Genomic DNA, 21,998 nt, shown 5'->3' on the forward strand with positions numbered 1-21,998 from the left:
TTTACCTTAAAAATTTCAGCTCATTGTATCTAAAAATCTATAAATTCAAACAAAATTAGATACAATTTGCACAAACTTAAGGAGCTAAAAATGGCAGATAAAGCTTTAGAAACGGTCTTTTTAAATGGCGAGTTTTTGCCAAAAGATGAGGCAAAAGTTAGTGCATTTGATAGAGGATTTATATTTGGCGATGGAATTTATGAAGTGGTGCCTGTGATAAATTCAAAAATGGTTGATAAAGAGGGCTTTTGGGCGAGGTTTGAGAGAAGCTTAAACGAGATATATATAAGCCTGCCTTACGAAAAAGATAAATTTGAAGCGATCTTAAATGAGATGATCGCCAAAAATGCCTTAAAAGAGGGTGGAATTTACATGCAAGTAACAAGAGGCGTGGCGTTTAGAAATTTCTATTTTATGGAAAATTTAACCCCAAGCGTCTTCATCTTTTGCTACGAGAGTGAAATTTTAAACAACCCAGCTGCAAAAACTGGCATAAAAGTGGTAAGCGTCGAGGACATCAGGTGGAAGAGGCGCGACATAAAGTCGATCTCTCTTCTAGCTCAGTGCTACGCTAAAAATGAGGCTCACAAAAAGGGCGCAGACGAGGGCTTTATGGTGGAAAACGGCTTTGTCACAGAGGGCTGTAGCTCGAGCGCTTTTATCATCAAGGATAAAGCTCTCATCACCAAGCCACTTTCAAATGAAATTTTGCCAGGGATCCGCCGTATGAGGCTTTTAAGGATCGCTAAAGATATCGGACTAAAGATAGAGGAGCGTAAATTTAGCATGGACGAGGTTTACGCGGCTGATGAAGTCTTTATCTCGGCTGCTACGCTCATACTTTTGCCAGTCATCTATGCTGACGGCAAGGCGATAAACGGCGCAAAAGTGGGCGAAATCTCAAGCAAACTTCGTGAAATTTATGCTAGCGAGCTTTTAAAAGAAGCCGGACTTTGAGAGAAAAGGTCTTAATAAGCGCTTGTCTTGCTGGTATAAACTGCAAATTTAACGGCGAAAATAACATTTTGGATAGAGACGTTTTAGATGAAATTTCGAAAAAATATCATTTGCTTTTTGTCTGTCCAGAGGTCTTTGGCGGACTTAGCACGCCAAGAGAGCCAGCTGAGATGAAAGGTGGCTTAGTCGTTACAAAAACAGCTAAAGATGTGAGCGAAAATTTTAAATTTGGGGCTGAGATTTGCCTAAAGATAGCTAAGCTAAATGGCTGCAAAAAGGCTATTTTAAAAGCTAGAAGTCCAAGCTGCGGGAGCGGGCAAATTTATGATGGAAGCTTCACTAAAAAGCTAATCTTTGGTGACGGCGTAGCGGCAAAACTGCTAAAAGAAAATGAAATTTTAGTTTTTAGCGAAGATGAGATAGGGCGGCTTGATGTTTGAGAAGCTAAAAGAGAACATCTTGCTCGAGGTGATCTTTAAATACATCATCTTGCTGCTACTTTTTGCCTGCGTGGTGGGGCTTTTTGCGAGCGGCGTGCTCTTTTTAAAGGGAGAGATGAGCGAGTTTTCGCTAAATTTGCACATTTTCTTTGGCTTTAGCTTGGTTGTCCTCACCATAATCCACAGCTACGTCAAGAAGAAAAAACTAAAAAAGCTAAGCCTTGAGTTTAAAAATATCTTAAAGCATAAGCCAGTGCAGATGGACTGCAACACGACAAGGTTTTTAAACGCACTAAATGATGTCAAAGTTGGGGAAATTTCAAAGAAATTTGGCTCAGATATTGTAGAAATTTTAAGATCAAACGATATAAAGGTCAAGGATCAAAACGAGACGATGAAACAAATTTGCAAAAACAACGATGAAAAGATGTTTTATATCTTTGTTTTGATCGTCGAAGCTATATTTAAGGATAAGGAAGAAATTTGAAAAAAGGTATATTTTTAGCACTTAGTGTTGCTTTGTTTTTGGGTTGTTCGCAGACAACAAAGCCAGAGCCAAACAAGCAGCAAAATGCTCTGCCAGACGAAAATGTCTATAAGCCAAATGAACGCATCAGCTTGCTTGAATTTGAAGTAAAACAAGACGCCTCGTCGCTACCTCAAAATATGCAAAGTGCGAGTTTTGCTCAAGATGAAATTTTAAAAAGAAGATTTAAGGTTTTTACTCTAAGAGGCGTGAAATTTAACCCAAACGACGCTTTTTGGGCGTTTAATGTATATAAACCAAGCGAGAAGAGAAAGTATTTTGGCTCAAATTTTAGGCAGATACCTCAAAGCTGGTTTGACGCACAAAAGGAGAATGCAAATTTCGCTGGCTTTTTGCAAATTTCAGCTTACGCTCTAACTTCAGCAAACACAGCTGTAAGAAATTTCCCAACCGACGAGCCGATATTTTTAAATCCGCAAACTCCAGGTGAGGGCTATCCGTTTGACTATCTGCAAGAATCAACCCTAAGCATCGCTCATCCGCTCTTTGTATCGCACCTCTCAAAGGATAGGGCATGGGCGTTTGTGAGTGATGATGCGGTTTGGGGCTGGGTGAAGGTTGAAGATATCAAATTTATAAGCGACGAAGAGGCGCTTGCCTATCAAAAATCAAGCTTTGTAACGATAAAAACCGACAAGATGCCAGTTTATGACAAGGGCGGAAACTTTTTATTTTACTCACGTGTTGGCGCGATACTGCCAGTTTTGGCGCAAGATGACAAAAACTACTACGGCAAAATTTATGTAAGAAATATGCTTAGGGAGTTTGTCCTCCCAAAGTCTTTTAGCGCCCTTTTTCCACTTAAATTTAACGATTCAAATTTAAAGACGATTCTTAGCTCGCTTCTTACTCAGCCTTATGGCTGGGGCGGGGTGGATAAGCTAAGAGACTGCTCGCTTTTTACAAAAGACTTGCTAGCAAGCTTTGGCGTGTGGTTGCCAAGAAATTCAAGGGCGCAGGCAAATATGGGAGAAAAGATCAATCTAAAAGGCCTTAGCAACGCTGCAAAGAGCAAAGAGATAAAAGAAAAGGGCGTGCCATATCTCACGCTCGTGCATCTACCAGGTCACATCATGCTCTATGCTGGATACAAGGGCGATGATATCTACGTCGTGCATGATGCTTGGGGACTAAAGACTGCAAATAATGGCCGTGCGCTAATTGGAGCGACCGCGATAACTACGCTAAACATCGGACAAAACAGAAGCGACATACAAAGTGCAAATTTGCTAATTTCTAAGGTTGATTCTATAAATGTGATGAGACCTGAGCAAGGGATGCTAGATAAGGCTAGAAAGATCTCAGCTTTACAGCGAGCTTATGGCGTAAAGATCGAAGAAAATTTGGTTAAATTTAGTGATGGCACGAGTTTGGTCTATGATGATTTTAAACAAAAAGATGAAGAGTGCAGCACTGGGGCTGACATAGAGGATATGAACGCGCTTGATTACGCTGCGTTTTCGCCACTTAGCGCAGCTCTAAGTGATGCTGGCAGATGCAGAAACTACGAGCTTCTAGGCAAAATTTATGGCTCAAGTGAGAGCGCAGTAAGGGCAAATTTGGTTGATGTCATCTGGCTAAAGGATTTTTTAAATTTGCCTTTAAAATTTAACTCTAAAAATGGCGCCGCAGCTGCCTTGCAGGATGTGAGCAACGAGCTAAACGAAATGGCAAAGAGCGATCCAAATTTACTTGAGTACCTAAAAGATCCAGGCGGGACATTTAAGTGGCGCATCATCGCTGGCACAAACCGCCTAAGCGCGCACAGCTACGGCATCGCGATCGATATAAATGTAAAAAAGAGCCACTACTGGCAGTGGAGCAAGGGCTATGAGAATTTGATCCCTGAAAAGATCGTGCGAGTTTTCGAGAAGCATAAATTTATCTGGGGCGGACGCTGGAAGCACTTTGATACGATGCATTTTGAGTATCGCCCAGAGATGTTTGAGTAGATGAAAGATCAAATTTTAGAAATTTTATCTCGCTCAAATGTCTTTTTAACAGGCGGTGGCGGTGTTGGCAAGAGCTATCTGACCGCCTCCATCATCAGACACTACAAAGAAAATTTCAAAAACGTCATCATCCTTGGCTCAACTGGCATAAGCGCTGTTAGTCTTGGGGGCGTGAGCTTGCATAGCTTTTTTAAATTTGGCTACTGCAAGGACTACGAGGAGCTAAGACGGCTTGACTACCGCCAAAAAGATAAGCTAAGCAAGCTACGAAATATGCTAGATGCTTGCGATCTGCTTGTAATAGACGAAATTTCGATGGTTAGCTCAAACGTGATGGAGATGATAAGATACCGCTTGCTTACATCTAAATTTAAAGGCAGGGTGCTCATAGTGGGCGACTTTTATCAGCTACCACCCGTGCAAAAAGAGCAAAATGAGAGCAAGCTTTTTAACTTTTTATACGCCTTTAACTCCAGTGCGTGGGAGGATATGAAATTTACAAATGTCGAGCTTTTGCTCTCAAAACGCACAAATGATCTTAAATTTTATGAAATTCTCTCTCGTCTTAGAGTTGGTGAGCTAGATGATGAGATGATGGCCTACATCGAGAGCTTGCGAGTGGATGCCATAGAGCCAGATAGCGAGACTAGCGTGCTTTTTGGCAGAAACGCCGAGGCTGAGATGCTAAATCAAAAGAGGCTTCTTGCGCTTAATGCACCGCTTGAAATTTCAAACTCGGACGTGCTTGTTATGGATGAAAATTTAGATAAAAAAGAGTTTGAAAAGTGGGCAAATACGCTAAATATCTCGCGAAATTTAGAGATGAAGATAGGCGCAAAAATCATCTTTACTTCAAATAAATGGGGCGAGTACTATAACGGTGAGCAGGGCAAGATCATGCAAATTTTAAAAGAAAATGGCGCCATATCAAGCGTGATCGTGCAAAAAGATAGTGGCGAGATCTGCGAGATAGAAAAGTGCGCTTATAACTTTTGCGCGCTAAATTTAAACGAAGACGAGATCGAGGAGAACGTGCAGGCTTCGCTTTATCAGTTTCCATTTAAACTCGCCTATGCGCTAACTATCCACAAGTCTCAAGGCATGAGCATAAATTCGCTCATTTGCAACATCAACCACATCTTTGCCAAAGGACAGCTCTACGTCGCACTTTCTCGCGCGGTAAATCCTAAAAATTTAAAACTTTTTTATGATAAGAAAAGTGATTTTAGGCAGCATTTAAGAAAAGTGGTTAAAATTGACGACGAAGTTAAGAAATTTTACCAAGAAAACGTATTTTTGCATATTAAGGAGAGTTTATGAAAAAGCTATTTTTAAGCCTTGTTTTTGGCGTTTTTGCATTTGCAGACGTGCTAAAAGTGAGTGACTTTCAAACAGATATCTACTCAAAAGCTGGACAAAATTTAACAAAAAAGATAAGCATGAACCTTGAAGTTGTCGGACGTGATGTGGAGGAGAATGAAGCCTACGTGCTTGATGCGCTAAACGTCGTTGTTGGTAGTTTTTACGTGGAGGATATCCTAACCTCAATGGGAAAAGAGAAATTTAAAGAGCTCTTTATGAAATACGCAGCCAAAAAGCACTCACTTGATATCGATGACGTGCTTATTTTAAATATCAAAGTGATAAATAATCTAGAGCTAAGCGAGATCATAAAAGCGATAAAAAGCCAAAATTTGTGCTCTGATTCAAGCGTAAATGAAGATGTGATGACAAAGCCAGAAAAGAAGAAAAAAGGCAATGAGATCATCGTCGCACCTGATCCAAATGACGTGGTGCAAAAGCCGATCGATCTAAATAATGTGCAAGAATTTGGAAAAGACTTCGGAGAGAAATAAAAAAGATAAATTTGGCTAAAAGCTAGCCAAATTTATTGATTTACGATGTCGTAACCTTGTGGGATGACTGGAGTTAGCGTCTCTTTTGGTATGAGCGCGTCTTTTACTGGGTTGCTTAGAGTGATTTTTATCTTATTTGAGAGCTTGTCTTTATAATCAATCGTCGTTGGAAGCGTGTTTTTGATCGTTATAAAGTACTCAACCCCGTCATATATCGCCTTATAAAGTGTCGGCTGAATTTGCTCTGCATGAGCTAAGACCTGCGTCAAATTTGGCGTGTCATCTAGTCTTGAAATGATGGCTTGCTCAAGCTCATCCTCGATCACGACCACCTTGTCTTTGTCAAAGTAAATTCTCTTTGGTGTTGGACTTTCATATATCCAAAGTGCGGTGTTGTCGCTTTTAGCGTAAAATCTACCTTTATAATTTACACTCTTGCCCTCGCTAAAGACAGTTTGCGTAAAGTCACTTTGCAGGCTTTTAAAATTTAAGCCAGCGCCAAATGAGCAAACTGCAACAAGAGAAGCTATCAAAAATTTTCTCATTTTTTATCCTTTTTTGGCGTATTCTAGCCCAGTTTAATTAAATAAATAGTTAAACTATGCTAAGATCCAAAGTTTAAAAATTTAGGAAGGTAAAGTAATGATTTCATCGGTATTTAGAAAGATTTTTGGCACGAAAAACGATAGAGAAGTCAAAAAATACATAAAACGTGTGGCGCAGATAAACGCGCTAGAGCCTACTTATGAGAAGATGAGCGACGATGAGCTTAAGATCAAATTTAACGAGCTAAAAGCCCAAGTCGTAGAAGAGAAAGTCACTTTAGATCAAATTTTAAATGATGTCTTTGCGTTAGTTAGAGAGGCTAGCAAAAGGGTGCTTAAGATGCGCCATTTTGACGTGCAGCTAATTGGCGGCATGGTGCTAAACGATGGCAGGATCGCTGAGATGAAGACAGGCGAGGGTAAGACTTTGGTTGCGACTTTGCCAGTTATATTAAATGCGATGAGCGGCAAGGGCGTGCACGTTGTAACTGTAAATGACTACCTTGCAAAGCGTGACGCGACGCAAATGGGCGAGCTTTATAACTTTTTAGGCTTAAGTGTTGATGTGATACTAAGTGGCGGATACGACGATGAAGTAAGACAAGCTGCCTATAACGCCGACATAACATACGGCACAAACTCAGAATTTGGCTTTGACTATCTGCGTGATAATATGAAATTTGAAGCTGGTCAAAAGGTGCAAAGAGGCCATAACTTCGTTATTGTCGATGAGGTCGATAGTATCTTGATAGATGAGGCTAGAACACCGCTTATAATCTCTGGTCCAACAAACCGCACGCTTGATGGCTACATAAGAGCTGATCAAGTCGCAAAACAGCTTACCAGAGGCACTCCAGCTGATCCAAACGTGCCAGGCTCAAAGCCAACGGGGGATTTTATAGTAGATGAAAAAAATAGAACGATAATGATCACAGAAGCTGGCATAAGCAAGGCCGAAAAGCTCTTTGGAGTTGAAAATTTATATAACCTTGAAAACGCCGTGCTAAGCCACCACCTAGATCAAGCTCTAAAAGCACACAACCTTTTTGAAAAAGACGTTCATTATGTCGTAAAAGATGGTGAGGTCGTTATAGTTGATGAATTTACAGGACGTCTAAGTGAGGGTAGGCGCTTTAGCGAGGGGCTTCACCAAGCGCTCGAGGCAAAAGAGGGTGTGAAAATTCAAGAAGAGAGCCAAACGCTAGCTGATACAACCTACCAAAACTACTTTAGGATGTATAAAAAGCTTGCAGGTATGACTGGTACAGCTCAGACAGAGGCTACCGAGTTTTCTCAAATTTATAATCTTGAAGTTATCTCGATCCCGACAAACGTGCTAGTTAAGAGGATCGATCAAAACGATCTTATCTATAAAACTCAAAACGAGAAATTTAAAGCAGTTATCGATGAAGTCAAAAAAGCTCACGAGAAAGGTCAGCCAGTGCTTGTAGGAACTGCAAGTATCGAGCGTAGTGAGGTGCTTCATGAGATGCTTAAAAAAGCTGGCATCCCACACTCTGTGCTAAATGCTAAAAACCATGAAAAAGAGGCCGAGATCATCGCGCAAGCTGGTGTAAAAGGCGCTGTGACTATCGCTACAAACATGGCTGGACGTGGTGTTGATATTAGGATCGATGATGAGGTTAGAAATTTAGGCGGTCTATATATCATCGGCACCGAAAGGCACGAAAGTAGAAGGATAGATAATCAGCTTCGTGGCCGTGCTGGACGTCAGGGCGATCCTGGCATGAGTAGATTTTACCTAAGCTTAGAGGACAATCTTTTAAGGATTTTTGGTAGCGACCGCATAAAAGCGATCATGGATAGGCTTGGTATCGACGAGGGCGAAAGCATCGAGAGCCGCATGGTGACAAGAGCTGTTGAAAATGCTCAAAAGAAAGTCGAGAGCTTGCACTTTGAGGCTAGAAAACACTTGCTCGAGTATGATGACGTGGCAAATGAGCAAAGAAAGACTATCTATAAATATCGCGATGAGCTACTTGATAAAAACTACGATATGAGCGAGAAGATAGCTCAAAATAGAGTTGAATACGCTACAAATTTACTTGATACGGCTGAAATTTTCCATGGCGGCTTGAAAGATGACTATGACATTAAAAATTTATGCTCTATTATCCTTGCGGATTGTGGCGAAGAGATCGACGAGAGCGAGCTAAAAGGGCTAGAGTATAACGAACTAGTAGAAAAAATAGCGCAAATTTTAGAGGTTAGATATAACGAAAAGATGAGCGTGCTAAATGAAGAGCAAAGAAAAGATATAGAGAAAATTTTATACCTTCAAGTGCTTGATAATGCGTGGAGAGAGCACCTCTATCAGATGGATATCCTAAAAACTGGCATCGGCCTAAGAGGGTATAATCAAAAAGATCCGCTAGTTGAATATAAAAAAGAGAGCTACAACCTCTTTATGGAGCTAGTTGGCAGACTAAAAACTGAGAGCGTTAAAACGCTTCAAATCGTTAGATTTAAGAGCCGTGAGGAGCAAGAAGAGCAAGCTAGGATGATGCTTGAAGCTAGTCAAAATGCTGAAAATGAGCCTCTAAATTACAACAACCAAGGCGAAGATGAAAATTTCACGCCAGAAAAAAAGATACCAAGAAACGCTCCATGCCCTTGCGGAAGCGGTAAAAAATATAAAGATTGCCACGGCAAAAGTGGCCCTAAAAAAGGCATATTTGCTTAAAATTTCTACTTTTAAGGCGCCAAAGCGCCTTAATCTTTTAAAGGCTATTTAATGACAAGCTTACCAAAGTATCTACTTTTTAAATATTTAAGATTTGATAAAACTCAGCCATTTATCGCTCTAAGTGCGTTGCTTGCCTTTCTTGGTGTTAGCATCGGTCTTATGGTTTTGATCGTTGCGATGGCTATTATGAACGGATTTGACAAAGAATTTGAGCGCAAACTTTTTACGATGAACTATCCTATAACCGTTCAAAGCGCCTTTAAAGGATCGATCGATGATGGCTTTGTAGATGAGCTAAAGGCTAAATTTAGCGACCTTAAATTTAGTCCATATATCAGCACGCAGGTCATCTACCGCTCGGCAAATGCGCTTGAAGGCGGACTAATTTATGGCGTAAATTTTAAAGATGAAAAGCAAATAAACTCAGTCGTAAATGAAGCTTTAAAAGACAAAGAGCTAGATGGTTTTGAGATACTTGTGGGAAGCGGCATAACGAGCGAGTTTAGACTAAGAAACGATGAAAAACTAACGCTTATCTTTACAAAGGCTGATCCAGCCGGCTTTTCGCTAACGCCAAAGATGAAGCGCTTTGACATAGGCGGCTCATTTACATCTGGGCTAATCGCCTACGATAAGGCGTTTTCATATACTTCAGTTGATGCATTAAGGAAAATTTTGGACTATCCAAAGGGCGTTTATGATGGAATTCACATCTTTTCAAACAAGCCATTTGATGATATAAAAAGGGTGCGCGAGGGGCTTCCAGCAGGCACGGTTGCCATTGGCTGGTGGGAGCAAAATGGTAACTTTTTCTCAGCGCTCGCACTTGAAAAAAGAGCACTTTTTATAGTTTTGATGCTTATTATCCTTGTAGCGTCGCTAAATATCATAAGCTCACTGCTAATGACCGTGATGAACCGCAGGCAGGAGATCGCCTTACTTTTAGCACTTGGAGCTAGCAAAGGCGAGATAAAAAGAAGCTTCTTTTATCAAGGGCTAGTTATCGGCGGAGGTGGCATTATATTTGGCCTAGTGCTTGGCTTTTTGGGGCTATTTTTACTTGGAAATTTCAACATCATAGACCTGCCAGCTGACGTTTATGGCTCAAGCAAACTACCACTTGAACTCTCAACTATTGATCTTGTGCTTATCGTAGTTGGCGCTGTGTTTATCGTGGCTATCTCGTCTTACTATCCAGCCAAAAAAGCCACAGAGGTAAATGTCCTTCAAACTTTAAGAAATGAGTAAAGTCTGGCAAAGCTAGGCTTTAAATTTGATTTTTAAAAGCATATTATTGTCTAATATGCTTTTATTTTAATTTGCAATAAATTCTATTTTTATCTTTTAATAGCTCATCAATTTTTAATTCTTTGCCATTTATGTCTAAATGATACTGCGGCTAGACAAATTTTTAGCTTCTTTTTTTCTTATATAATCAACAATATTGCTAATAGTTTTATCAATTTATTTAAACGAACTTAAAAAAGCGTGTTTTAAGAAGCTAAATTTACTACGCTCTTACGTCGTGATCGATCTTGCACTGAAGGGCTTCATGAACAAGGGTTTTTGCCATGACGCGCTCTTCGCTTATAAGGTGGAAATTCTCGCCTAGCTCGCCAAAGATATCTTTGTTGCCCTCGCCATTTGCTTTGATGATAGTCTGGATATTTGCGCCGTAGTCTTTGATCTTTTGCGCGATTAGCTCAACTCTTTGCTCGTTGCTAACTGTTATGATAACGGCCGCTGCGTCGTTTAGGCAGGCATTTTCAAGAGTGTTGCTTTGAAGCACGTTTCCTAAAAATACATTTTCCCCGCGGCTCCTACCAAGCTCAACTAGGCTGATGTCATTATCAAGCACGATGTATAAAAGCTTTGTCTCTTTTAGTCTTAAAACTACCTCTTGACCGAGCCTATCGTAGCCAAAGACTACGATGTGATTTTTTAGTTTTTGTGGCTTTAAGGTCTCGTTTAACTCAACTACCACCTCACGCTCTACAAGATCAGCTAAGACGTCAAGCTTTTTAAGTATAAAAGGTGTCGCAAACATCGATATGACAGAGGCTGCGATGAAAATTTGAGCAGTTTGGATATCTAGTAAATTTCTTGTAGTCATCAGACCAAAAACAGCCAGTGCAAATTCGCCTATCTGACAGACGCTAAGTGCGGTCTTAGCAGCGACCCTGCGTTTTAAGTAGATATTTAAAACGGTAAAAACGACGATGGCTTTTACGACCATTATGCTAAAGACTAGCCCTAGAACTAGCCAGATATTTGAAAGCACGACTACAAAATTTATCTGCATGCCAACGGTTATGAAAAATAGTCCAAGAAGTAGATCTCTAAAAGGTATGAGATCGACCTCGATCTGGTGCTTATACTGCGTCTCCGCCATCATCATACCAGCTAAGAATGCGCCAAGCGAGTATGAAAAGCCAAAGAGGTGAGCCAGTGTACTAGAGCCAACAACCATGAAGAGAATGGTAGCTATGAAAACCTCTTGCGAATTTGTCTGAACGACCTTATAAAATATCCAGTTGATGACATATTTGCCGAGCAAAAATAGCACAACTATAAGTATAACCGCACTCGTAAATGTCTTTAGTAAAAGCTCATTTATCGAGGCATCTTGCGAGCTAAACATATCTATCATAAGCAAGATCGGGATGACGGCGATATCTTGAAATAGCAAAATTCCAAGTGCCTTTCTACCATAAATTTTACTCACATCGCCGTTGTCATTTAGGGTTTTTAGCACGATCGCAGTTGAAGATAGAGCAAAGGCAAGACCTGCGATAAGCGCTGTTTCGTCCTTTAGATGAAGCGCGTAGTAGAGCATCACGCCCATCACAAAGCCACTTAGGCAAACTTGCAGACCGCCATTTAGAAAGACCTCTTTTTTCATGCTCATCAGGTGTTTAAAGCTAAACTCAAGTCCGATCGTAAACATCAAAAATGCGATACCAAATTCCGCGATATGAGAAATTTCATCGTTGCTTTTTAGGTTGAAAAATTCTGATATAAGCGTGCCGGTTACGATGTAGCCGATGATGGTTGGTATCTGAAATTTCTTAAAAATGACATTTAACGCGACTGAGATCGCAGCGACAAGCAAGAAGCCTTCTAAAATTTGTTCCATATATTATTTTTTGCCTTCGTAAAATACAAGATCAAAGCTATTTTTTCTCTTTACCAGCGATCTTTTGGTGCTAGTTTGACTGGTAGCTTCGTGTAATTTTTTATTTAACTCATCAATAGTTGCTTCTAAATCGTCAATTTTCTCTTTTAACTGAAGTATCACATCAACACCTGCTAAATTTACGCCAAGCTCACGGGTCAAATTTAGTATCGTTTTTACACGATCAACGTCTTTTTGCGAGTAGAGCCTCATCTTGCCATCTGTTCTTGAGGGTTCAACTAGTCCCTCTCTTTCGTATTGTCTTAAAGTTTGTGGATGTATGCTTAAAACCTTTGCTACAACGCTTATTAAAAAAAGTGGTTCTTCGTAATTTTGCATTTTTTACTCCGGTAATTTTTCTTTTAACTCTTTTACTAAGCCCTCGTCAAGCTCACTGATATTTGGAAGTTTTACCCTAGCTTTTAAGTAAAGATCGCCATAAATTCCGCTCTTTCTGTTTTGCACGCCGTATCCTTTTAGACGGATCTTCGTGCCTGTTTTTGAGTTTTCAGCGATCTTAATGGTTACATCTTTTTTATATGTATGCACATTTATCTTACCGCCAAAGAGCATAGTTTTTAGTGGAATTTCTACATCTTTATAAAGATCATCGCCAACTCTTTCATACTCGTCGCTTGGTTCAACGCTAATGGCAAGTATAAGATCGCCAGTTTGACCGCCAGCACTCTTGCCTTTGCCTTTTATGCGAAGTTTTTCGCCGCCTTCTATACCGCTTGGGATCTTTATCTTGATGCTTTCGCCATTAAAATTTATCTTATGTTCGCCGCCAGTTACAGCCACGTCAAATGGTATAGAAATTTTAGCATTTACATCTAGATCAGCTCCGCCAAAGCCAAATCCGCCTCCACCAAAGCCTTCAAATCCTTCAAAACCTCCGCCAAAGCCACCGCTAAATTTAGCGCCACCTCCGCCAAATCCGCCTGAGAAGATATTTTTCAAGATATCGTTTAGATCGCCCATATCGGCTGAACCTCTGGCAAAGTCGTGGAAATTTTGACCGCCAAACATATTATCGCCGTATTGATCATACTGGGCACGTTTTTTCTCGTCACTTAAAATTTCATAAGCAGCGTTTATCTCTTTAAATTTATCCTCTGCTCCAGGGTCTTTGTTGATGTCTGGGTGGTACTTTCTAGCAAGTTTTCTATAAGCTTTTTTTATCTCGTCGCTTGATGCGCCTTTTGAAACTCCTAAAGTTTCATATAAGCTTTCGCTCATATATTCTCCTTATGTTTTTTGACATGGATTATATCACAAAACTTTAGTCTATGCAAGTCAAGTTTATTTTTATTTACAAAGGAGAAAAAAGCGTTAAGATTTTATTTTTAAGCTCTATTTATAATTTCAAGATATTTTCAATTTAAAGGAAAAAAATGAAAAAATTTATGCTAATTTCATTAGCAGCGGCTTCTTTGCTAATGGGAGCTGATATTAAATTTAACGAAGCAAACCAAGATGTAACTAGAGTTTCGCCGTTAAGTGATAAAAATAGTGTGCTTTCATACTATGACTCTATCGCTCAGGCAAAACTTTCAGTTGTAAATATCTCAACTACAAAAACAGTAAGCAACGCTGGCATCGAGCAGATGTTTAACGACCCGTTTTTTAATGAATTTTTTGGATTTAACTTTGCAAAACCAAAAGAGAAAGAAAAGACAACCTCTCTTGGCTCTGGCGTCATCATCTCAAATGACGGCTACATCGTTACAAACAACCACGTCATCGAAGATAGCGACCAGATCGTTGTGACCTTGGCAAAGGGTGGCAAGGAGTATAAAGCGAAGCTAATAGGCAGCGATCCAAAGACCGATCTAGCCGTTATAAAGATAGAGGCAAATGGGCTAAATGCGATCACATTTGCTGACTCGTCAAAGCTACTTGACGCGGATGTCGTCTTTGCCATAGGCAATCCTTTTGGCGTAGGCGAGAGCATCACTCAAGGCATCGTCTCAGGGCTAAACAAAGATGATATCGGGCTTAATCAATATGAAAATTTCATCCAAACAGACGCCTCTATAAACCCTGGTAACTCAGGTGGCGCTTTGGTTGATAGCAGGGGCTATTTAGTCGGTATAAACTCAGCCATACTTTCAAAAAGTGGTGGCAACAACGGCATAGGCTTTGCGATCCCATCAAATATGGTAAAAGATATCGCTAAAAAGCTAATAACTGACGGTAAGATCGAGCGTGGATTTATCGGCGTTACGATAGCAAATTTAACCGATGAGCAAAAAGAGCTTTATACAAATAAAGAGGGTGCGCTAATAAGCGGCGTAGAGCAGGGCATGCCAGCAGATGAAGCAGGGCTAAAAAGAGGCGACTTGGTTATTTCAGCAAACGGCAAAGCTATCAAAAATGCAAATGATCTTAAAAATTTCATCGGCTCACTAACCCCAAATAGCAGCGTTGATATAACTTACGAGCGATCAAATAAAATCATGAATACAAAAATCAAGCTTGTAAATATGGATCACAACGCAAAAGATGCGACAAAAAGCGTCATCATCGAAGGTCTTAGCGTTAGTAATCTAAGCGATGAGATAAGATTTAAGTATAAGATCAGCCCAGATACTCAAGGCGTGCTTGTAACTGACGTAAAATCTGGCTCAAAAGCTGAAGACTTTGGCTTTGAAAGAGGCGACGTGATCGTTCAAGTTGGCGAAGAGAGCATAAAAGATATTCAAACATTTGCAAGCACTGTTAAAAATGCAAAAGGCAAAAAGACGCTAGTGTGGATAAACCGCGGTGGCATCATGCAAGGTCTTGTTATAAAATAACTACTTAAGAGCTGAAATTTCAGCTCTTAACTCTTTTAAATTTTTAAAACCTTTATCTGCTATAATCCTTAAAAATAAATTTACAACAGGAAAGATCATGACTAGAATTTTAATGATAGAAGATGATATGGAGCTTGCTGAAATTTTAACTGAATACCTAGAAAACTACGACATAAAAGTAACGACGGCCGAGGAGCCATATATCGGACTATCTACTTTAAATACAAGTGAATTTGACCTAGTTATCCTTGATCTTACGCTCCCTGGCATGGACGGACTAGAGGTGTGCAAAGAGATAAGAAAAAAGCACAACATCCCTATAATCATCTCAAGCGCAAGGCACGATATAACGGACAAAGTAAATGCCCTAGATAACGGCGCGGATGACTATCTACCAAAGCCTTATGACCCACAAGAGCTTCTTGCTCGCATAAAAAGCCATCTAAGAAGGCAGAGCATAGCTCCTGCAAATGAGGCAAGAAATTTAAATAAAGACTTGGTTTTAAAAGAATTTGAGCGAGAAATTTTATTTAAAGGCAGCGTTTTAAATTTAACCGCAGCGGAGTATGACATCTTAAAATATCTGCTTCAAAAAGAGGGTGGGGCGGTCACTAGAGAGGAGCTCATCTACAACTGCGAGAGCATAAATGAAGATAGCTCAAACAAAAGTATCGACGTTATCATCGGCAGAATTCGCCAAAAACTAAATGAAAATCCAAAAGAGCCAAAATACATCCATGCGATCCGCGGCATCGGCTATAAGTTGGTCCTTTGATGCCAAGATCTTCTATATTTATCACGATAACGTTTATCTTTGGACTCGCGCTCGTTTCGATATTTCTAGCCTTTTTGTGGCTCATGAGCTTTGATAAACAAAACTACACAAGGGAGCTAAATAACAAATACTCAAACGTCGCTAGGACAAATTTGCTCTACATGGGTGGCATCATAAATAAAGCTCAGTACGACCGTCAGCTCTCAAACATCGACATGCCAGAGATCACAGCTAAAAATGAAAAAGAAGAAATTTTAAAAAATGCAGCCGTTTTAGAAGAAATTTCAAGCGATCTAGGATCAAGTGCGATCTTACTTTATGATAAGCATCACTACCTAAAGATCGAGCATTTAGATGAGCTAAAGCTTTTGATGGATAAAGAATTTCAACCTTACAGATACGAGGTGATAAAGGCTGTGTTTGCCGTAGTTGCAGTCATCTTGCTGGCTGCTTATATCTTTGTCATCTATAAGATAAAACCGCTAAGAAAGCTAAAGCGTCAGATCGTGAAATTTGCAAATGGCGAGCTAAACGGCGTGCAAAATGTCGGCAACGGCAAGGATGAAATTTCTGAGGTTTCAGAGGCATTTTATGAGGCTGTTTGTCAGATCAAGGCACTAAATGACTCAAGGCATCTTTTCTTAAGAAATATCATGCACGAGCTAAAAACGCCTATCACAAAGGGGCTGATCGCTGCTCAAATGATAGAAAAAAGTAAAAATCAAGAGAGGCTCATCTCAGTTTTTCATAAGCTTGAAAATTTGATAAATGAGCTTGCGGCGATCGAGCAGATCACTTCAAAGATAGGACTTACCAATAAAACGCCTTGCCTTATGAGGGATCTCATCGATGAGGCTATCGATATAGCGATGGTTGAAAAGGAGCATGTTGGCATTAGCGAGCTTGATGAGGTTAGGGTGATGGTTGATTTTAAGCTATTTTCAGTCGCTATAAAAAATATGATAGATAATGGCATAAAGTACTCAACCGATAAGCACGTAAATATCATGGTTAGCAAGGATCATATGAAATTTATAACTCAAGGCGAGAAGCTAAAAAACGATCTTGACTTTTACATCCAGCCATTTATCAAGGGCGAGGATGCGCAAAAGAGCTTTGGTCTAGGTTTATATATAGTTAGCAACATCCTTGAGGCTCATGGACTAAAATTTGGCTATGAATACAAAAATGGAATGAATGTCTTTATTTTTGAAAATTTACAAGATATAATAGCGGCGTAAAATCAAAACCGCAAAAAAAGGAGTGTAAAAATGGCGGCAAAAATCTTCTCAGCAGTTGATATTTTATCAATAATCGATCTTGAGATAGCAATAATCAAACGCTACAAAAACGTAAAGGACTATGCGAAAAATTTATCTTTGATATATTTTTCTTTGCCAAATAGTAAAGAATATGGCGAAATTTTTGAGAAAATTTTAAGACAAACTGACGTCGTTATAAGAGAAAATGAGCACTATGTAGTCGTGCTTCACGGCACAAACGAGAGAGGTGCTAGCGAGCTACTAACTGGCATACAAGAGTTTTTAAACGCTGAGCCGATCGATCTAGTAGTTACCTATCCAAAAGATGGCAAAGATGCAAAAGAGCTTGCTATAAAACTTCAAGATGAGATAAAAGATAACTACGGTGTCTTGCTTGAGATGCTTGTAAATCAAGATAAATTTGAAGTTTTTGAAGACATCGTTTGATCTAAATTTGGAGGATGAATGGAAAATTTACTACTGTTTTTTGCAGTTTTGCTTATAACTAGCATTTTATTTAGCAAAATCTCTGATAAATTTGGAATTCCTTCTTTAATAATATTTCTGGGTGTCGGCATGCTAGCAGGCTCAGACGGCCTGCTGGGTGTAAATTTTGATGATCAGGTGGTTGCTCAAAATGTCGGCATGCTAGCACTCATCTTTATACTCTACGCTGGCGGGCTTGACACTGACTTTGCAGCGATAAAGCCAGTCTTTGGCAGAGGTCTAACCCTAGCCACACTTGGTGTTTTTCTAACAGCACTTGCGATCGCTCCAGTTGCAAAATATCTGCTTGATTTTACATGGGCAGAGGCTTTTTTGCTAGGCTCCATCATCTCATCAACCGACGCAGCAGCAGTCTTTGCCATACTAAGAGCGAAGAAAATTTCACTAAAAAATGGCATAGCACCGCTTCTTGAGCTAGAGTCTGGCTCAAACGATCCGATGGCGATATTTTTAACTATGACGATCATTCAGATGATCTCGCTAAATAGCACGCCAACAGCGACTGAGTGGGCAATCACGCTGGTTAAGCAGTTTGGCATCGGCATAAGCATGGGCTATCTTTTTGGCGTTGCTTTGCCAGCCATCTTTAATAGACTTCGCCTAAAAAGCTGGGGACTTTATCCAGTTTTTTCTATCGCTTGGATACTACTTTTATACACGATTTGTTTCAAGATCGGTGGAAACGGCTATCTGGCTGTTTATATAGCGGGAATTTTTATAAATAAAAAAGAGTTTTCGCATAAGAAAAATTTGATCGGCTTTCACGACGGTATCGCTTGGATGATGCAGATAGTTGTCTTTTTGACGCTTGGCCTTTTGGTAAATCCTTCACAACTTCCTGCAACTGCGCTGTTAGCGCTTGTTTTGGCCTTGTGGCTTATGTTTTTTGCAAGACCACTTGGTGTTTTTGCCTCGCTTGCCTTTTCTAAATTTAAGATAAATGAACAAATTTTCATCTCATGGGTTGGGCTAAGAGGCGTCGTGCCTATCGTGCTTGCGACCTATGTTTATGTAGATGGTATTCCAGACTCGGGTATGATTTTTAACATTATATTTTTCATGGTTCTGATTTCGATTTTGATACAGGGCATGTCGCTTGGCTTTGCAGCTGATAAATTTAAGGTCAAAGAGAGCGAGCAAGAGGATGTTAAAACAGTAGAAAACTCTCCGATCTTAAGCTACACACTTCACCAGCACACCATTCACGATGGCTCAAAACTAATTGGCAAAGATTTGGCTCAGCTTGAGCTTCCAACTGAGTTTTTAATAATCCTAATAAAGCGTAAAAACGAGTATCAAAAGCCAACTGGCTCAACAATCTTTGAAGAAAATGATCTGTTGCTGATACAATGCGAAAATCAAGTGCTTTATCAAGATACGATTAAGTATTTAACCTATTAAAATTTTGATAAAACTTGCCACATTTCATTTCTCTTTGTAAATTTTAAAACTTTACTCACTCGCCTTAGCAGACTACTAAATTTAGGCTACACTTCGTTTAGCACTAAATTTAGAGCCGTGATATGCTCGCTCATAAATTTTAAAATTTGCCAGAGTTTTTAATAGCATGAGGTGCGTTAGCACCTTTGTGTGCTACCTCTAACGTGTGAGGGGTTTTGGGGATTTAAAAAGGTGGATAAGAGGACGGCCTCGTAACTTGAGTCCCCTTGTCTCCCTTTTGAATAGAAGTATCACAAATGGGATTTTATTTTTTTACAAATTTTTGAAATTCCATTCACTCGCAAGAGTTGGCTACTAAAATTTGACTTCGCTTGCAACTTAGCTCAAATTTTAGAGCCAAAACAAATCCGTTCAGTATCATTTTATTTCGCTTTTTATAAAATCACCAAAACACTAGCAAAATGGGAGGCAAAATGCTTGATGATATCATCCTTGCTGTCTTAGTATATTTTGCAACATTCTTATTTATGCTTTTTATGCTCGCCTTTTTTGCATTTTGGTATATAAGCGTGCCGCTACTTGTCATCTACATCGTTATAAAATTTATAAGGCAAGCAAAAGAGTGCGAGAGGATATACGGCAAGCTTTGAGTAAATTTTAAATTTCTAGCCCAAAATGAGCTAGAAAAAAATAGAAAATTCTATTCTAAGGCTTGAGCCAGATCAGCTATCAGATCCTCGGCGTTTTCAAGACCTATGCTAACTCTTATCAGCTCTTTTGTGATGCCAGCTTTGATGAGCTCTTCGCTGCTTAGTTGCTGGTGAGTTGTCGAGGCTGGATGCGTGATGAGCGACTTTGTATCGCCGATATTTACCACGATCTTAAAGAGTTTTACGCGCTCTAGCATCTTTTTTGCACGCTCAAAGCTATCAGTCTCAAAGCAAAATAGCCCATTAGCCATGCCATCTTTAAAGTATCTTTGCGCCTTTGCGTGATCTACGTTGTCGGCAAGCCCTGGATAAGCCACGCTTTTTATATGTTTGTGAGAGTTTAGAAATTTAGCCACTTTTAGCGCGTTTTGCGAGTGTCTTTCAACCCTAACGGCAAGCGTTTCAAGCCCTTGTATGAGCTGCCAAGAGTTAAACGGAGAGATCACAGCGCCGATGTCGCGCACGATAGCAAGCCTCATTCTTAGCGTGTAGATGTCAAAACGATCCGTCATATCAGCATATACGATGTCGTGATAGCTCGCATCTGGCACGTTAAAGTGCTCATATCGTTTGTTGCCTTTTAGTTTTTCGTTTAGGTGATTTGCACTGACGACCACACCTGCTAGGCTAAGGCCCTGACCGCTCATATATTTGCTAGCGCTATGCACGCAAACATCGACGCCGTGGCGAAGTGGCTGAAAGATGATAGGCGTTGGCACGGTGTTATCAGTGATGCTGATGATGCCATATTTGTTTGCGATTTCTACGATTTTTTCGATGTTTGGGATAGAAATTTGCGGATTTGAAAGCGTTTCAAAAAATATAGCCCTAGTTTTTTCGTCTATCAGACTCTCCAGATCATCAGCTGTGTCGCTGTCAAAGACTCTAGCCTCTATGCCAAATCTTTTCAGCGTGTGCGTAAAAAGCACCGTCGTGCCACCATAAATTTTCTTAGCGATGATGATATTATCGCCAGCTTGGGCTAAATTTATGATGCTGTAAAACAAAGCTGACTGACCGCTTGCAGTCGCTATCGCAGCGGCTCCGCCCTCAAGTGCAGCGACCCTTTTTTCAAAGATATCTGTCGTTGGGTTGCTAAGTCTTGTGTAGATGTAGCCACTATCTTTTAGATCAAACCTAGCAGCGGCTGTCTCAGCACTTCCAAAGTCATAAGCCGTGCTTTGAAAAATAGGCACAGCCATCGTGCCAAAGCCCTCGTTTGTATCGTAGCCTACGTGGATCGCAGCGGTTTCTTGCTTCATTTTTGCTCCTTGTTTAAGTAATTTTGGCGTAAATTATACATTAGCAAAGCCAAAATTTAGGGGATAAAATCAAATTTTGATATAATTTGCCAAAAAAAGGAAAAATTTGAACCAAGTCACGGACAAATTTAAACGTGTAAAATATCTTCGCGCGCTAGAAAAATTTGCAAAATCAGCGATAAATGGACTAAAAAGAGATGACTTTGATGAGACTGAGTTTCGCCAAAGAGTTGAGAAAAACGCGAAAGTCATCGAAAAAGTCGAGGCTGTTTATCTTGATCAGCCATACTCAAAGGCGCTAGAAAATTTTATAAATTTGCTTATCAAAAATGCCCCAAAAGATGAGCTTTTAAAGGCGGCAAATCTACTTGATAAGCTAAAAAATCAAAAGACATATAAAAAAGAAAAGCATAAAAATAAATTTAAGGATGAGGATTGAAAGTAGTTATTTTTGATATGGACGGCACGGTGATCGATAGCGGCGAGGCGATATATAAAACGGTAAATGAAGTAAGGGGCGAGCTAAATTTATCGCCACTTGAAAAGGAATTTATCATAAAAGCGATCAACGAACCAGGTAGAAATTTAGCCCTTGAGTTTTACGGCATCGACACGCCAAGCAGGAGCTTAAAAGAGGGCTTTGAAGAGAAATTTAAGAAATTTTACGATGAGTGTGCGAGCACGTATGATGGCGTAAAAGAGCTTTTGCAAAAGTGTAGAGATGCTCACTACAAGGTCGTTTTAGCAAGCAACGCACCACATGATACGCTAGAGAAAATTTTAAAGAAAAATGAAATTTATGAGCTATTTGACGAGGTCATCGGCGCTAGCAAGGAGATACCGCAAAAGCCAGATCCTGCGATGCTTCACCTAGCTGTTAGTAAAACTGGAGCCGATAAAGCGATCTTTATAGGAGATAGCCTAAAAGACGAGCTAGCCGCCAAAAATGCAAATATACCTTACGTGCAAGTTTGCTGGGGATTTGGCGAGGAGAGCAAAACTGCGACCTATAACGCTAAAAATGTTGGCGAGGCTTGGGAGATAATATTAAATTTTTAACTTAGTTTTAATTGGCTATAATCTTAAGAAATTTTCAAAGAAACA

20 protein-coding genes and 2 pseudogenes are annotated in these 21,998 nt (G+C 39.9%); 17 read left to right on the plus strand and 5 right to left on the minus strand.

Features of this window, described 5'->3' with window-relative positions; genetic code table 11:
• Positions 1-90 precede the first annotated feature (90 nt).
• From CVS91_RS00455 to CVS91_RS00480, 6 genes are read left to right on the plus strand one after another with little or no spacing between them, the layout of a single operon-like run.
• Positions 91-957, plus strand: coding sequence for a D-amino acid aminotransferase (locus tag CVS91_RS00455; protein ID WP_107829517.1), 867 nt, complete (start codon positions 91-93; stop codon positions 955-957).
• Positions 954-1,397, plus strand: a complete 444-nt coding sequence (locus CVS91_RS00460) for a DUF523 domain-containing protein (protein WP_107829519.1) — start codon at positions 954-956, stop codon at positions 1,395-1,397. The genes CVS91_RS00455 and CVS91_RS00460 overlap by 4 nt, the downstream gene beginning before the upstream one ends.
• On the plus strand, positions 1,390-1,884 hold the full coding sequence (locus CVS91_RS00465; protein WP_107829521.1) for a chemotaxis protein: 495 nt from the start codon (positions 1,390-1,392) through the stop codon (positions 1,882-1,884). The genes CVS91_RS00460 and CVS91_RS00465 overlap by 8 nt, the downstream gene beginning before the upstream one ends.
• Entirely contained in the window at positions 1,881-3,896 is a 2,016-nt protein-coding gene (locus CVS91_RS00470; RefSeq protein ID WP_107829523.1) for an SH3 domain-containing protein, read from the plus strand. The genes CVS91_RS00465 and CVS91_RS00470 overlap by 4 nt, the downstream gene beginning before the upstream one ends.
• Positions 3,897-5,216: an ATP-dependent DNA helicase gene (locus tag CVS91_RS00475; RefSeq protein ID WP_107829525.1), complete on the plus strand. Its 1,320-nt coding sequence runs from the start codon at positions 3,897-3,899 to the stop codon at positions 5,214-5,216.
• Positions 5,213-5,752: a hypothetical protein gene (locus CVS91_RS00480; RefSeq protein ID WP_087583125.1), complete on the plus strand. Its 540-nt coding sequence runs from the start codon at positions 5,213-5,215 to the stop codon at positions 5,750-5,752. The genes CVS91_RS00475 and CVS91_RS00480 overlap by 4 nt, the downstream gene beginning before the upstream one ends.
• Positions 5,753-5,784: 32 nt before the next feature.
• On the opposite strand, the gene lolA is transcribed toward CVS91_RS00480, so the two are convergent.
• Entirely contained in the window at positions 5,785-6,297 is a 513-nt protein-coding gene (lolA, locus tag CVS91_RS00485) for a LolA-like outer membrane lipoprotein chaperone (RefSeq protein WP_002940204.1), read from the minus strand.
• 97 nt (positions 6,298-6,394) lie between these two features.
• On the opposite strand from lolA, the pseudogene secA reads away from it, so the two are divergent.
• The 3 genes and pseudogenes from secA to CVS91_RS00495 form a co-directional block, all read left to right on the plus strand.
• Positions 6,395-8,791, plus strand: a pseudogene (gene secA / locus CVS91_RS00490) (preprotein translocase subunit SecA); the annotation flags it as partial.
• Positions 8,792-8,899: 108 nt separating this feature from the next.
• Positions 8,900-9,001 (plus strand): annotated as a pseudogene (locus tag CVS91_RS10605) (SEC-C metal-binding domain-containing protein); the annotation flags it as partial.
• Positions 9,002-9,052: 51 nt separating this feature from the next.
• The gene (locus tag CVS91_RS00495; RefSeq protein WP_107829529.1) at positions 9,053-10,252 is read left to right on the plus strand and encodes an ABC transporter permease; all 1,200 of its coding nucleotides are present in this window, start codon (positions 9,053-9,055) and stop codon (positions 10,250-10,252) included.
• Between the two features lie 262 nt (positions 10,253-10,514).
• Here the strand turns inward: CVS91_RS00495 and CVS91_RS00500 are convergent, their stop codons facing one another.
• The 3 genes from CVS91_RS00500 to CVS91_RS00510 are packed head-to-tail and all read right to left on the minus strand — an operon-like array spanning position 10,515 to position 13,418.
• A complete protein-coding gene (locus tag CVS91_RS00500) occupies positions 10,515-12,140 on the minus strand; it encodes a cation:proton antiporter (RefSeq protein WP_107829531.1) in 1,626 nt (541 codons plus the stop codon).
• A gap of 3 nt (positions 12,141-12,143) precedes the next feature.
• Positions 12,144-12,518 carry a heat shock protein transcriptional repressor HspR gene (locus CVS91_RS00505; RefSeq protein ID WP_107791571.1) on the minus strand — a complete coding sequence of 125 codons (375 nt, stop codon included), beginning with the start codon at positions 12,516-12,518 and terminating at the stop codon, positions 12,144-12,146.
• 3 nt (positions 12,519-12,521) lie between these two features.
• Positions 12,522-13,418, minus strand: a complete 897-nt coding sequence (locus CVS91_RS00510) for a DnaJ family protein (protein ID WP_009293707.1) — start codon at positions 13,416-13,418, stop codon at positions 12,522-12,524.
• Between the two features lie 155 nt (positions 13,419-13,573).
• On the opposite strand from CVS91_RS00510, the gene CVS91_RS00515 reads away from it, so the two are divergent.
• The 6 genes from CVS91_RS00515 to CVS91_RS00540 all read left to right on the plus strand — a co-directional run bounded on the left by CVS91_RS00515 (position 13,574) and on the right by CVS91_RS00540 (position 19,572).
• A complete protein-coding gene (locus CVS91_RS00515; protein ID WP_103639701.1) occupies positions 13,574-14,977 on the plus strand; it encodes a Do family serine endopeptidase in 1,404 nt (467 codons plus the stop codon).
• Positions 14,978-15,074: 97 nt separating this feature from the next.
• Entirely contained in the window at positions 15,075-15,752 is a 678-nt protein-coding gene (locus tag CVS91_RS00520) for a response regulator transcription factor (protein ID WP_002940190.1), read from the plus strand.
• The gene (locus CVS91_RS00525) at positions 15,752-16,993 is read left to right on the plus strand and encodes an ArsS family sensor histidine kinase (protein WP_107829534.1); all 1,242 of its coding nucleotides are present in this window, start codon (positions 15,752-15,754) and stop codon (positions 16,991-16,993) included. Before CVS91_RS00520 ends, CVS91_RS00525 begins: the two co-directional genes overlap by 1 nt.
• Before the next feature lie 30 nt (positions 16,994-17,023).
• On the plus strand, positions 17,024-17,461 hold the full coding sequence (locus CVS91_RS00530; protein WP_107829536.1) for a pyridoxal-5'-phosphate-dependent protein: 438 nt from the start codon (positions 17,024-17,026) through the stop codon (positions 17,459-17,461).
• 18 nt (positions 17,462-17,479) lie between these two features.
• Complete coding sequence (locus CVS91_RS00535) at positions 17,480-18,922, plus strand: potassium/proton antiporter (protein WP_107829538.1); 1,443 nt, start codon at positions 17,480-17,482, stop codon at positions 18,920-18,922.
• Between the two features lie 473 nt (positions 18,923-19,395).
• Complete coding sequence (locus tag CVS91_RS00540) at positions 19,396-19,572, plus strand: transformation system protein (protein WP_107829540.1); 177 nt, start codon at positions 19,396-19,398, stop codon at positions 19,570-19,572.
• A gap of 50 nt (positions 19,573-19,622) precedes the next feature.
• Here the strand turns inward: CVS91_RS00540 and CVS91_RS00545 are convergent, their stop codons facing one another.
• Positions 19,623-20,894, minus strand: a complete 1,272-nt coding sequence (locus tag CVS91_RS00545; RefSeq protein WP_107829541.1) for an O-acetylhomoserine aminocarboxypropyltransferase/cysteine synthase family protein — start codon at positions 20,892-20,894, stop codon at positions 19,623-19,625.
• A gap of 106 nt (positions 20,895-21,000) precedes the next feature.
• Here CVS91_RS00545 and CVS91_RS00550 point away from each other — a divergent pair, with 106 nt between their 5' ends.
• Complete coding sequence (locus tag CVS91_RS00550) at positions 21,001-21,333, plus strand: hypothetical protein (RefSeq protein ID WP_009293722.1); 333 nt, start codon at positions 21,001-21,003, stop codon at positions 21,331-21,333.
• Positions 21,330-21,953: an HAD family hydrolase gene (locus CVS91_RS00555; protein ID WP_107829543.1), complete on the plus strand. Its 624-nt coding sequence runs from the start codon at positions 21,330-21,332 to the stop codon at positions 21,951-21,953. Before CVS91_RS00550 ends, CVS91_RS00555 begins: the two co-directional genes overlap by 4 nt.
• Positions 21,954-21,998: the final 45 nt, after the last annotated feature.

It is taken from the genome of Campylobacter concisus, assembly GCF_003048985.1.
GTDB classification, from domain to species: domain Bacteria; phylum Campylobacterota; class Campylobacteria; order Campylobacterales; family Campylobacteraceae; genus Campylobacter_A; species Campylobacter_A concisus_AY.